This window comes from Paraburkholderia sp. TE9906 (assembly GCF_056279605.1).
Map to the genome: position 1 here is coordinate 646,593 of NZ_JBWCCT010000001.1, position 11,807 is coordinate 658,399.

Consider the following 11,807-nt stretch of genomic DNA (forward strand, 5'->3'; position numbering starts at 1 on the left):
GAGAAGTTGATTCAGACAGCCAGTTTGCTTCGGATACCCTATCGATCACGAAGCTGCATAGCCGCGCGCGGGAACGACACGCTGATGTGCACGCCCTTACCGCCGCCCCCTGGCTTGAGTGCTATCTCGCCGTGATGCGTATCGGCAATTTCACGCACGATTGCGAGACCCAGGCCGGTACCCTCGGTATCCGGCGACGCCCGGAAGAAAGGTTCGAACACGCGGCTGCGCGACTCGGCCGGAATGCCGGGACCATCGTCGAGCACACTCACGGTGACCGTATCGGCGCCGGCGCTAACGGCAACCGTGACGTGGCCGCCGCTGCCGGTATAGCGAATCGCGTTTTCCGCGAGATTCGCGATCAGCGCCTGAAGCAGACCCCGATGCCCGGTCACCGGCGCGATGCCCTTTAGCTCGGCGCCCAGATCGATCTCTCGTGCCTGCGCGAGCAGGGCGAGATCTTCGACGACTTCCATCGCAAGCGGCACCAGGTCCACGGTTTCCGTCGCGAGCTGCGTGTTGTCGGTGGCTTCGGCCTGTGCCAGTAACAGCAGCTTGTTGGTGAGCGCGACCATCGAACGATTGCTCCGATGCATCGCGGCAAGCGCTTCGTCGAGCGCGGGATGAATGCCGTCCTGCTGCCGCGCGAACTGCAACTGCGTGCCAAGCAGCGTAAGCGGCGTGCGCAACTGATGCGCGGCGTCGGCGATGAAACGTCGTTGCGCCGCCACCTGTACACCGAGCCGCGCGATGCATTGATTGATCGCTTCGACGATCGGGCGCAACTCGGTGTGCAGCCGTTCGACGCGAATCGGTTCGAGCTGCATGGGATCGCGGTCGGTGACATCCTCTTTGACTTTCATCAGCGGCCGCAATTCGAACGTCAGTCCGATGCACACCAGCGCCACCGCGAGCGCGATCATCGCGATCTGCCGCACGAGTTGCGGCTGCCACAATTGCTGAGCCATGGCGTCGCGAGAACGCAAGGTTTTGCCCACCGTGACTCGCACGCGGCGCGTCGCGCCATTGTCGTACATGAGACGCACGAGCCCGACCGCACGCACCGGCTGGCCTCGCAGCTCGGTGTCGTAATGGTCGGGCGTGTCGGCCGCCCGCAGCGGACGCGGCGGAAAGTCCGGCGTGCCGGCGAGCAGCCGCCCATCGTCGACGCGCACGCTGTAGAACACCTGATCGCGATAGGGCGACGCGAATACTTCGAGCGCGGCGGGCGGCACGTCGACGCGCAGGAAGCCATCCACCCACTCCACTTCGCCGGCGATCATGCGCGCCGACGAGATCAACTGATTGTCCTGCACGAGATCGGCCGTGCGCCGCGCGTTGTCGTATTCGGCCTTGCCGGTGACGAACACATAGAGAGCGAGCGGCACCAGCAGCCACCACAACAGACGTACCCGCAGGCTATTGGTCATCGTCTTTCTTACGCAGCAGATAGCCGAGCCCGCGCAGCGTGACGATCGCCGCCGAGCTGCCGTCCAGTTTCTTGCGCAAACGTGAGATGTAGATTTCGACCGCGTCCTCGCTCGGTTCGTCGGCGAGCGTGAAGATCGCGTCGACCAGCGCGGGCTTGGTCACTGTTTTGCCGAGGCGCAGGATCAACGCTTCGAGTACCGAGCGCTCGCGCGGTGTGACGTTCAGCGGTGCGCCCTTCAACGTGAACTGGCGGGTGTCGATATCGAACGCGAGATCGCCGCACGCCACCTCGCTCGCCCTCGACGGCGACTGACGGCGGATCGCCACCTTGATCCGTGCGATCAGCTCGCGCACTTCGAATGGCTTGACGAGATAATCGTCCGCGCCGGCGCCAAGCAGTTCCACCTTTTCGTCGATCGAACCGCTCGCGGTCAGAATCAGCACCGGCGTCGCGTCGCCGCGTTGACGCAAGCGGCGCAGCACGTTTTTGCCCGACAGCTTCGGCAGATTCAGGTCGAGCAGGATCACGTCGTAATGATTGGTGCGCAGTAGCTGGTCGGCCGCGTCGCCATCCTGCACGGCGTCGAGCGCGAACGCCTCCTGCTCCAGCATTTTCGCGAGCCAGTGCGCGAGCGTGGGATTGTCTTCGATGAGCAGCAGCTTCATGGCAGGGACGGCAAAAGTCAGGCCGTCGATTGTGCCGTAAAACAAAGGATTTGCGCGCGCCCCGTTTGATCCGCAGCATACCGGACGCGCGCTGGCGCGCCGGACCGCACTGGGGTTTTCGCGCAGTACGGGGTTAACACCCATGCTTTGTCCAGGCCTCAGAAAGCTACCAGAAGGTTTCGGATTTCTATAATCGCCGTCATTCACCCAGAAAGCGCCGCGTGCCATACCCGCGGCGACCAAACCTAAGGAGACTGCTTCATGCGTACCTTGCGCCAGATTGCCGCTGTGTCAGGTGTTGCGTTTACCCTTGCCGCCGCTTCGGCTGCCGCACACGCCGAAAAACTCACGATCATGGTCGGCGGCGCCACCAAGATCATCTATCTGCCGGCCAAGCTCACCGAACAGCTCGGCTACTTCAAGGACGAGGGTCTCGACGTCGAGATCCTCTCGCAACCGGCGGGCGTCGACGCGGAAAACGAACTGCTCGCGGGCGCGGTGCAAGGCGTGGTGGGCTTCTACGATCACACGATCGATCTGCAAAGCAAGGGCAAGGAAGTTCAGGCGTTGGTGATCTTTGGCCAGGTGCCGGGCGAAGTGGAAATGGTGTCCACCAAAGCGGCCGGCACGTTCAAAAGCATGGGCGACGCGAAGGGCAAGACCCTCGGCGTGACCGGCCTGGGCTCGTCGACGAGCTTCCTCACGCAATACCTCGCGCAACGCGCGGGCGTGCCGTCCACGCAATACACGCTGCTGCCGGTCGGCGCGGACAACAGCTTCATCGCGGCCATCAAGCAAAGCCGTATCGACGCCGGCATGACGACCGAGCCGACCGTTTCGCAACTTCTGAAGACCGGCGACGCCAAGGTGCTGGTCGACATGCGCACGCTGGAAGGCACGCGCGCCGCGCTCGGCGGCACGTATCCGGCTTCGAGCTTCTACGTGCAGCGCGCATGGGCCGAGTCGCACAAGGACGATGCGGCGAAACTCTCGCACGCTTTCGCCAGAACGCTGAACTTCATTTCGACGCACAGCGCCGAAGAGATCGCCGCGAAAATGCCGAAGGACTACTACGGCAACAACAAGGACCTGTACGTCGGCGCGCTGAAGGCATCGCTGCCGATGTTCACGAAGGACGGCAAGATGCCCGCCGACGGCCCGGACACCGTGCTGAAGGTGTTGTCCGCATTCAATCCTTCGGTGAAGGGTAAGCACATCGATCTCGCCAGGACCTACAGCAACGACTACCTGTCGGCGCCGGTCAAGACCGCGGCGAAGTAAGGCCTTTTTCAACATCACGAGCACTGCGAGGCACCAGCCGATGAATCAACCTATGTCACGCGATACGCCAGCGATCGAAATGCGCAACGTGTCGTGCCGTTTCATTTCGCCGGATGGCAAGGCGACGGTCGCGTTGCGCGACTTCAGCATGTCGGTGGCGCGCGGCGAATTCGTCGCGGTGGTCGGCCCGACGGGTTGCGGCAAGTCCACCACGCTCAGCATGATTACCGGCTTGCTGAAGCCCACCACCGGCGAAGTGCGCGTGATGGGCGCGCCGGTGGACGGCATCGACCCGCGCATCGGCTTCGTGTTCCAGGCCGACGCCGTGTTCCCGTGGCGCACGGTGCTCGACAACGTGGCCGCCGGTCCGCTGTATCGCGGCCGCTCGAAGTCGGCCGCGTACGACGAGGCCAACGAATGGCTGCGCCGCGTGGGCCTCGACAAGTTCGGCAAGCACTATCCGCATCAACTGTCGGGCGGCATGCGCAAGCGCGTCGCGCTCGCGCAGACCTTCATCAACAAGCCCGAAATCCTGCTGATGGACGAGCCCTTCTCGGCGCTCGACATGCAAACGCGCACGTTGATGCAGGACGAACTGCTGCAATTGTGGGGCGGTGCCGGCTCGGTGGTGTTCGTTACGCACGATCTGGAAGAAGCGATTGCGCTCGCCGACCGCGTGTTCGTGCTGACCGCGCGCCCCGCGACGCTGAAGAAGGTGTACGAAATCGATTTGCCGCGTCCGCGTGTCACCTCGGAGGTTCGCTACGACCCGCGTTTCATCGAAATCTCGCGCGACATCTGGCATGACCTGCGCGAAGAAGTGCAGATCGGATAATCAAGGAACGGCACACATGTCTACTACCTCTCAACAGATGATGCCCTCGGGCATCGACGCCGCGTCGCTCGCGCATGTCGAACGCGTCGCGCAAAAACGCATCCGGCAACGTCATGCGCTGGTGATCACGCTGCGCGTACTCGTGCTCGTGGTCGTGCTCGGCGGATGGGAACTGTCCGCGCGCCTGAAGTGGATCGACCCGTTCTTCTTCTCGATGCCCACCGCCATTTTCGATCAGATCGTCGACTGGTTCGTGAACGGTACGTCGCAAGGTCCGTTGCTGACCCAGGTGTGGGTCACGCTCGAAGAAACCGGGCTCGGCTTCATCATCGGCTCGGTGGCGGGCATCTTCTGCGGCATCGTGCTCGGCCGCAACAAACTGCTCTCCGACGTGTTCAGCCTCTACATCAAGATCGCCAACTCGATTCCGCGCGTGGTGCTCGGCTCGGTGTTCGTGATTGCGTTGGGCCTCGGGATGGCGTCGAAGGTGGCGCTGGCGGTGGTGATGGTGTTCTTCGTCGTGTTCGCCAATGCTTTCCAGGGCGTGCGTGAAGCCGATCGCTACATGATCGCGAATGCACAGATTCTCGGCGCGTCGCGTCGCCAGGTGACGACGTCGGTGGTGATTCCGTCGGCGCTGAGCTGGATTCTCGCCAGCTTGCACGTGAGCTTCGGCTTTGCGCTGGTCGGCGCGGTGGTTGGCGAGTTTCTCGGGTCGAAGCAGGGTATCGGTCTGTTGATCTCCACGGCGCAGGGCGCATTCAATGCGAGCGGCGTGTTCGCGGCGATGATCGTGCTGGCCGTGGTCGCGCTGGCGGCCGACTATCTGTTGACCGCAATCGAGCGGCGTCTGTTGAAATGGCGTCCCGCTGCGGTTTGAGCGAAACGGATGCGGCCGTGTAGCACATGGCCTCGGAGTATCTTGCCGTTCAGTCCGGGACTGAACGGCATTTTTCTTTCTGCCGCGAGAAAGCGAGCAATGAAGCGACGACGCGCTGCGTCGCTTGAATAACGCCCTACTTGCTTCGTTCTCAGTTCAGGAAGCGAAAGCGGCGTGTCTCGCAGCCGTTCTTCCCGGATCACGCGCCTTTCTGTCTGCCGTGGCCTTCGTCCCACGCAATGTCCTCTGCCGGCCAACTTCCCATCGGAATGCGTTGGCTTGCGCACAACACTTTTCGCGCTCTCGACCTCTGCGTTAACCCCCACACGCCCCTCGCACAAGGGCCGGTGCCCCTATGGCACGGTCAATGCGTTATTGCGCCCAGGCAAGTCGCGCGGTGACCAACAACGCATTGAAACGAGGTACGTCATGTCGAGTATGCAGAGTCCACGCCGGCCAATGAATTGGCGCAGCCGGCCATTTCGTTCAGGCAGCGCCGCGCCGAGGCGCCATAGTCGCCAAACCCGCGGTTTCGCCGGATTCCTGCCGCTCGGGTGGCGCGCCATCGGCTTCATCGGCAGGGGTCCGAAGCGTGTGTGGCCGTACATCTTGCCGTGGTTCTTCATCGTGCTTGCGATCGGCTTTTCCTGCCTCGTCGTACGTGGCGTGCTTAACCGGCAATTGCTGGTGCCCCCCGTCGAAACACCGCAATCACTCTCACAGCGCGGCTACACGTCGAGCTTTCTCGCAGAGCGAATCATGTCCTCCATGCGGGATATCGCTCAGGATGCCGATTCGATTCCTCACGACACGATGACCGACACCGACTCCCAACCCGACATCCAGCTTCCTGGCCAGGATATGTCGTATGCGTCGACGGTCCGCTTCATCAAAGGGGTCATCAAGCGCACGGACGTGGTCGTTCATGTCGGCATCACGAAAATCAACGAAAGCGCCGACTCGTACGTTGCCCACGTGCAGATAGAAGGCGGCCCGTTCAATTCCCGCGAAAGCATCGTGCCGTTCGAAGGACGTGACCTGGAAGATTTCGTGCACGGGATCGCTGTCGAAGCGATGCGCCTCGCAGAGCCGAATATCCTCGCCAGTCATCTCTATTCGCAGGTCCGGAAAACCAGATGCCATCCGGAAGAGTGCCGCTACAACGAGATCATCGCGATCTACGACAAGGTACTCACCCTGCCCTCACCTGAGCAAAGAGAATGGGCGCTCGCGGGCAAAGCGTGGTTGCTGACCGATCAAGGAGAGTCGAAAGCGGAAGAGGCGGAACGGCAAACCCGCGAAGCGCTAACCGTCTACAAGCATTCGGCCATTCTGCACGCGAGTCTCGGCCGTGCGCTCGCCCAGCAGGAACGCCTCGACGACGCACTCGAAGCATTGCGTGCCGGCGCGAGGGAGAAATCGAAGACGGCTGAAAATCTGCGTCTTCTCGGCGACGTGCTGTTGCGCGCCCATCGCAACGAAGAAGCACTCGACGCGTTCAGGCAGGCCGACGAAATGAATCCGAGTTCCGTCGACAATCTGCACGACTGGGGCGAAGCGCTCGACAAGGTCGGCCGATACGACGAAGCGATCGACAAACTCTCTCGCGCCATCTCGCTGCGCCCCGACCTTGCGCCGTCCTACGCGGAAATGGGCCGGGCACTCGATCACAAGGGTGATCTGCGTGGCGCCTCGCGCAAATATGCAGAAGCGCTGGAACGCGATGCGGGTACGTTGAGCGCCCACGAGACGCAACTGGCGCGACTCGCCAACGCAGTAGAGGGCGGCAGCGCACCGGGGGCGCCGAGTCCCAATACGCGCACCCGACCCGTTTCGAATCCACGCCCAGCAGTTCCGTTTCAAGCATCACTTGAAGTACCACCCAACGCCGAAGCGTAACCGCAGAAGCACCCCATGTTCCTGTCGTAGATACAGCTGAAGAGGAGAAGTCGATGGACAACTTTGAAGACGCATTCAGGGCTCTGATCGGAAACGAAGGCGGTTACTGCTTCAATCCGGCCGATCCCGGTGGCGAAACGATGTGGGGCGTGACTGCTCGCGTCGCGCGCAGCCAGGGCTACAACGGCGCGATGAAAGATCTGCCGCTGGAAACCGCGAAGGAAATTGCCAAGCAGAAGTACTGGGATCCGCTGCATCTCGACGAACTCGATCCGCGCGTGGCCTTCCAGATCTTCGATGCGAACTACAACGGCGGCCTCGTGGTGTTGTGGATGCAAAAAGCGTCCGGTGCGAAGGAAGACGGCAAGTTCGGTCCGGACACCCTGAATGCGGTCAAAAGCACCGACGCGATGAAGTTCGTCATGCGCTTCGCCGCCTATCGCCTGCGCTACCTGCGCAACCTTCACACGTGGCCTCACTTCAGCCGTGGCTGGACCGAACGGATGGCCGCGAATCTTCTTCTGGGAGCAGCATGATGGACTGGTCAAAAGTAGCGTCGAACATTGGCAGCACCGCCCCGCTTCTCGCCGGGCTCGTAGGCGGCCCGGTCGGACTGGGCGTGACGGCTGCCGCGGCGATCATTTCGCATGCGCTCGGCACGCCGAGCGATCCGGCCTTCGTCGAACCGGCGTTGAACGATCCCAGCGCGCTCGAAAAGATCAGGCAGGCAGAGAGTGCGAACTCTCTGCAATTGCAGCAACTAGTCGTGACCGCGGCCCAGGCGAGACTCGCGCACGAAACCGACATGGCGCGTATCGAAGCCGACGATCGGGCCAATGCGCGCGCGATGGCGACCAGCAATCGCGACTGGGTGCCGAAGGTACTCGCGATGGCGGTCACCACGGGCTTCTTCGGCATTTTGATGTTGATGGCGTTCCAGCCGTTACCGGGGAGCAACAAGGACCTCGTCAACGTGATCGTCGGCGCGTTGGGCACTGCGTGGATCAGCATCATCGGCTACTACTTCGGCACCTCGGTTGGGTCGATGCGGAAAACCGAACTGCTCGCCAAGCCTAGTGTGCCCATCACGCCGGATAGCGCGCTCACACTGCGCGAACCGGCATCGACACCGGCCGCGCGTGCGCAAGGCGGCCCGGCCCCGGTGCCGCACGAAGTGCTCCAACCGTTCACGCCGGGCGGACAAGGCCCGATTTTCTCGGGCAGTTGATAAGCCGTTCGTCACTGATGCAAAGCACGCGGGGAGATCGCAGCTCGCTGCGTGCTTTGCGGGTTTGACTGTGCGTGAGTTTCGGTGGAATGCCGTGGCATTGACGGCGTCGCCGGACTCCGGCGCCCGCACCGCCCCACGAAGTTCCCCGTTTTTGTCTCAAAATTCGCAACAAACAATACCTGAAGCGGTGATTACTCTGTCCAGATCGCAAAACTACAATGTAATCACTGACTACGAACAAGAACGTTCGCAGCAAGACAAAATCCGAACTGGAGGTAGTTCATCATGAAATCGCTCATTCAAGCTGTTGTTATCGCCACTGTGCTGGCCGCTCCTGTTGCTTCGTTTGCGCAGTCCAACCAGCCCGTGACCCGCGCCCAGGTGCGCGCCGAACTGGTCCAACTCGAAAAGGCCGGCTATCAACCGGGTCACGCCGACCCGCACTACCCGGCTGACGTTCAAGCCGCGCAAGCTCGTGTCGATGCGCAAAACGGCACCGCGCAAGCAGCGGCAAGTGGCTTCGGCGGTGTGTCGAGCGGCTCCTCGCAGTCGGGTCACGCTGTGACGGCCAACGGTCAGAAGTCGATCTACTTCGGCCAGTAAGGCGCCATCAAGCGGACAGTAAGCAGCCGATAGACGGCTGTTAGCCGATCGGCGGCATGATTGACCGGTTGTGCCACGCCGTCGTGCGTCGATCTGCCGCTCAGCGCGTTGTTGAGACGCGCTCCCCGATTCAAATGAACTGGCCCGCGGCCGGGTATCCCCGAGCGCGGGCCAGTTTTGTATTCGTTACCTCCGTCATCGGGCTCCCGGTGACTTCGCCCGGACCTTCACGGTCTGGGCGCTTTTTCAGCGCTTTCGGCACGCCGCTTTTTATTCGGCGCCCTGATGGTGCGCCCTCGTCAATATGGCAACACGGGCGACCACGTCAATCGCGCGCGATGAGATCGCCCACCTGACCACGGCCAGTGACCAGACAGCTCGACAGAAAGTTTTCTCCCTGACTGCTGGCTGCAATGTCTCCAAACCCCTTCTTCAACGCGTTCGATTTGACCAGCTGCGCGCCCTGGTGGCACGTGATGGTCCCGACCTCTCCCGCCTGCGCGCGCATCAACGCCCTATCCGCCATCAGATATCCAAGCAACAGCACCACGGCAATATTGAACGCTTGTCTCATGGGTCGCCTCCTCTTTAGAAGAGACTAACGCGAACCGGAGACGCACGGTCCTAGGGGTTTCCCGATTGATCGCTATTCAATGATGCAGATTAAATCGGGTAGTACTACCAGAGTTACTAGCATGTGGGATACGGCATCCGGCTTTGCGCAGTAAAGTCGACCTGGCGCTGCGCTCCCAGCCTGCCTCGCGCCCTGCCCGACTGGCGGCTATGCCGCGCAAGGCCGCTCATCCAGCAACATCTTCAGCGGCATTTACAGCCGCGCTTCGATCTGCCCGATGCGTTTTTCGATCGCCTTGCGCACCAGTCCGTTCGACGGCACCAGTAGCAGCGACGATGCGATGATCCGATACACCGTATTGCGCTGCACCTTGGAAACCTTCTGCGGATCGAGCCACGCGTCGTTATCGACCAGCAGCAACAGCGTCTCGAGCCCAATCAGAATCGGCCACAAACACGCGAGACGCAAACGCACGGAAAACGCCGGAATCGCCAGGGTGTAGTCCAGAGCCTCACGGAAATGATCGAGCGTCTTGCGCAGAAGCTCGACCAGCAGCGGCCGCGCACGCAGCGAATTGGCCGGCACCAGCAGGTCTCGCGCGGCGAGACCGTATTCGTCGAGCATGCTCTGCGGCAGATAGCAGCGGCCGATCCGCAAGTCCTTGCCGCAATCGCGCAGCACGTTGGTCATTTGCAGCGCCTTGCCGAAGCGCACACCACGGTGCGCCATCGTGCCGGGCTGCTCCTTCAGCGTGCCCGGCATGTGCGCATAGGTCATCGTGGTCCAGAACTCGCCGACACACCCCGCCACCAGATACGTATAGCGGTCGAGATCGTCGTATCCCGAGAGCGCCGCGATCTGGCCGGAACGTTCGTCGGGAAAGGCGCGCAGATCGAACTCCATGCCCTCGGTCAGCGTCGTGACGATCTCGCGCACGGCCTTACGGTCCGCTTCGCTCAATTGCGACAACACGTCGAGAGCGGGACCGAGCGATTCGAGCAAAACCTTTTCATCCGACTGGATCTGCTGACTCGCCACTTCGTCGGCCATGCGTCGCAGCAGCGCTGCGTCGTCCGTGGCGCCGTTCACCTGATCGCGCAGCGACAGCAGCAGCGCGAGGCGTTGTTCGGGCGGGATCAGCGAGGTGTCGGCGATTGTATCGGCCGCGCGCGCCAGCAGGTACGCGAGGCCGATCGGATCGCGCATGCCGGCGGGCAGCACGCGCAGCGTGAGATAGAAGGAGCGTGAAACGCCTTTCAGGAGCGGGCCGAGAAGGAAGGCCCGGGTCGGATTCGGCATGGATCGGATAGGGTCGGTATGGGGCAGGTAATGGGCAAAAAACGGGCAAAAAAGCGGGCAAAAAACCGGCAAAAAAACCGGCAAAAGTCAGGCGCAGCCGAATTGTATACGGCGCGCGCCTTTGCCATGCGCGAGCATTTCACGCTTGCCTCACATCGACCGCCGATCGGCCCCACTCCCCCTCAGGCCCGGTCGCCCAGCCCCAGCAGCCCGATCGCGTTCTGCTTGAGAATCAGCGGCTGCACTTCCTCCCTGAAACCGACCTGCCTGAAATCCTCCAGCCAGCGGTCAGGCTGAATCAGCGGGAAGTCGGAGCCGAACAGCATTTTCCGCTTCAGCACCGTGTTGGCATGACGGATCAATTCGGGCGAAAAGTACTTCGGCGACCAGCCGGACAGATCGATATACACATTGGGCTTATGCAATGCGATCGACAACGCCTGCTCCTGCCACGGCCACGACGGATGCGCGATCACGATATTCATATCGGGGAAATCCGCGGCGACGTCGTCGAGATGAATCGGCTCCGAGTACTTCAGCCTCAACCCGCCGCCGCCCCGCATGCCGGATCCCATGCCGGAATGACCGCTGTGGAAAACGGCCGTGAGCTTGTACTCGGCGATCAGTTCGTAAAGCGGATACGCCAGGCGGTCGTTGGCGAAAAACGCCTGCATGGTCGGGTGGAACTTGAAGCCGCGCACGCCATATTCTTCGATCAGCGTGCGCGCCTCCCGCACGCCCATCTTGCCCTTGTGCGGATCGATGCTCGCGAAGGCGATCATGATGTCGCTGTTCTTCTGCGCGAACTCGGCGATCTCCTCGTTCGGAATGCGCCGCCGGCCGAGATTCGCTTCGCAGTCGACGGTGAACATCACGAAGCCGATCTTGCGCTCGCGATAATGTTCGATGGTCTCGGGAATCGTCGGCCGCCTGCCGAGCTTCAGCACGGTGCCGAAGTACTTGTCGGCGGCATCGTCGAACTCCTTGCCGAACAGATCCGGCGGCTGGCAGCACGAGACTTCCGCGTGCACGTGCGTGTCGATTGCGACGAGTTGGTCGAGGTTCATCTACAGGTTTCCTGTCGGTGCCCGCGTTCGGGCGTCACGCA

12 protein-coding genes are annotated in these 11,807 nt (G+C 62.0%); 7 read left to right on the forward strand and 5 right to left on the reverse strand.

Features of this window, described 5'->3' with window-relative positions; all coding sequences use genetic code 11:
- Positions 1-38: 38 nt before the first annotated feature.
- Positions 39-1,430: a sensor histidine kinase gene (locus tag ACZ9H4_RS02860; protein ID WP_476118181.1), complete on the reverse strand. Its 1,392-nt coding sequence runs from the start codon at positions 1,428-1,430 to the stop codon at positions 39-41.
- Positions 1,420-2,097: a response regulator gene (locus ACZ9H4_RS02865; RefSeq protein ID WP_408147505.1), complete on the reverse strand. Its 678-nt coding sequence runs from the start codon at positions 2,095-2,097 to the stop codon at positions 1,420-1,422. Before ACZ9H4_RS02865 ends, ACZ9H4_RS02860 begins: the two co-directional genes overlap by 11 nt.
- A gap of 261 nt (positions 2,098-2,358) precedes the next feature.
- On the opposite strand from ACZ9H4_RS02865, the gene ACZ9H4_RS02870 reads away from it, so the two are divergent.
- The 7 genes from ACZ9H4_RS02870 to ACZ9H4_RS02900 all read left to right on the forward strand — a co-directional run bounded on the left by ACZ9H4_RS02870 (position 2,359) and on the right by ACZ9H4_RS02900 (position 8,826).
- Entirely contained in the window at positions 2,359-3,378 is a 1,020-nt protein-coding gene (locus tag ACZ9H4_RS02870; RefSeq protein WP_408151780.1) for an ABC transporter substrate-binding protein, read from the forward strand.
- A gap of 40 nt (positions 3,379-3,418) precedes the next feature.
- Positions 3,419-4,213 carry an ABC transporter ATP-binding protein gene (locus tag ACZ9H4_RS02875; RefSeq protein WP_121323624.1) on the forward strand — a complete coding sequence of 265 codons (795 nt, stop codon included), beginning with the start codon at positions 3,419-3,421 and terminating at the stop codon, positions 4,211-4,213.
- A 16-nt stretch (positions 4,214-4,229) separates the two neighbouring features.
- Complete coding sequence (locus tag ACZ9H4_RS02880; protein ID WP_408147500.1) at positions 4,230-5,093, forward strand: ABC transporter permease; 864 nt, start codon at positions 4,230-4,232, stop codon at positions 5,091-5,093.
- A 429-nt stretch (positions 5,094-5,522) separates the two neighbouring features.
- On the forward strand, positions 5,523-6,992 hold the full coding sequence (locus tag ACZ9H4_RS02885) for a tetratricopeptide repeat protein (RefSeq protein WP_476118182.1): 1,470 nt from the start codon (positions 5,523-5,525) through the stop codon (positions 6,990-6,992).
- Positions 6,993-7,045: 53 nt separating this feature from the next.
- Entirely contained in the window at positions 7,046-7,528 is a 483-nt protein-coding gene (locus ACZ9H4_RS02890) for a glycoside hydrolase family 108 protein (protein ID WP_408147495.1), read from the forward strand.
- On the forward strand, positions 7,528-8,220 hold the full coding sequence (locus ACZ9H4_RS02895; protein ID WP_408147493.1) for a hypothetical protein: 693 nt from the start codon (positions 7,528-7,530) through the stop codon (positions 8,218-8,220). The genes ACZ9H4_RS02890 and ACZ9H4_RS02895 overlap by 1 nt, the downstream gene beginning before the upstream one ends.
- A gap of 288 nt (positions 8,221-8,508) precedes the next feature.
- On the forward strand, positions 8,509-8,826 hold the full coding sequence (locus ACZ9H4_RS02900; protein ID WP_408147491.1) for a DUF4148 domain-containing protein: 318 nt from the start codon (positions 8,509-8,511) through the stop codon (positions 8,824-8,826).
- A gap of 325 nt (positions 8,827-9,151) precedes the next feature.
- Here the strand turns inward: ACZ9H4_RS02900 and ACZ9H4_RS02905 are convergent, their stop codons facing one another.
- The 3 genes from ACZ9H4_RS02905 to ACZ9H4_RS02915 form a co-directional block, all read right to left on the reverse strand.
- Positions 9,152-9,400, reverse strand: coding sequence for a hypothetical protein (locus ACZ9H4_RS02905; protein WP_408147489.1), 249 nt, complete (start codon positions 9,398-9,400; stop codon positions 9,152-9,154).
- A 252-nt stretch (positions 9,401-9,652) separates the two neighbouring features.
- Positions 9,653-10,699: a phytoene/squalene synthase family protein gene (locus ACZ9H4_RS02910; RefSeq protein ID WP_476118183.1), complete on the reverse strand. Its 1,047-nt coding sequence runs from the start codon at positions 10,697-10,699 to the stop codon at positions 9,653-9,655.
- A gap of 182 nt (positions 10,700-10,881) precedes the next feature.
- Entirely contained in the window at positions 10,882-11,766 is an 885-nt protein-coding gene (locus ACZ9H4_RS02915; protein ID WP_408151777.1) for an amidohydrolase family protein, read from the reverse strand.
- Between the last annotated feature and the right edge of the window lie 41 nt (positions 11,767-11,807).

What these genes read in the sequence shown, in the direction of transcription:
- ACZ9H4_RS02860 (WP_476118181.1), bottom strand. Translation starts at nt 1,430, where the DNA reads ATGACCAATAGCCTGCGGGTACGTCTGTTGTGGTGGCTGCTGGTGCCG.
- ACZ9H4_RS02865 (WP_408147505.1), bottom strand. Translation starts at nt 2,097, where the DNA reads ATGAAGCTGCTGCTCATCGAAGACAATCCCACGCTCGCGCACTGGCTC.
- ACZ9H4_RS02870 (WP_408151780.1), top strand. Translation starts at nt 2,359, where the DNA reads ATGCGTACCTTGCGCCAGATTGCCGCTGTGTCAGGTGTTGCGTTTACC.
- ACZ9H4_RS02875 (WP_121323624.1), top strand. Translation starts at nt 3,419, where the DNA reads ATGAATCAACCTATGTCACGCGATACGCCAGCGATCGAAATGCGCAAC.
- ACZ9H4_RS02880 (WP_408147500.1), top strand. Translation starts at nt 4,230, where the DNA reads ATGTCTACTACCTCTCAACAGATGATGCCCTCGGGCATCGACGCCGCG.
- ACZ9H4_RS02885 (WP_476118182.1), top strand. Translation starts at nt 5,523, where the DNA reads ATGTCGAGTATGCAGAGTCCACGCCGGCCAATGAATTGGCGCAGCCGG.
- ACZ9H4_RS02890 (WP_408147495.1), top strand. Translation starts at nt 7,046, where the DNA reads ATGGACAACTTTGAAGACGCATTCAGGGCTCTGATCGGAAACGAAGGC.
- ACZ9H4_RS02895 (WP_408147493.1), top strand. Translation starts at nt 7,528, where the DNA reads ATGGACTGGTCAAAAGTAGCGTCGAACATTGGCAGCACCGCCCCGCTT.
- ACZ9H4_RS02900 (WP_408147491.1), top strand. Translation starts at nt 8,509, where the DNA reads ATGAAATCGCTCATTCAAGCTGTTGTTATCGCCACTGTGCTGGCCGCT.
- ACZ9H4_RS02905 (WP_408147489.1), bottom strand. Translation starts at nt 9,400, where the DNA reads ATGAGACAAGCGTTCAATATTGCCGTGGTGCTGTTGCTTGGATATCTG.
- ACZ9H4_RS02910 (WP_476118183.1), bottom strand. Translation starts at nt 10,699, where the DNA reads ATGCCGAATCCGACCCGGGCCTTCCTTCTCGGCCCGCTCCTGAAAGGC.
- ACZ9H4_RS02915 (WP_408151777.1), bottom strand. Translation starts at nt 11,766, where the DNA reads ATGAACCTCGACCAACTCGTCGCAATCGACACGCACGTGCACGCGGAA.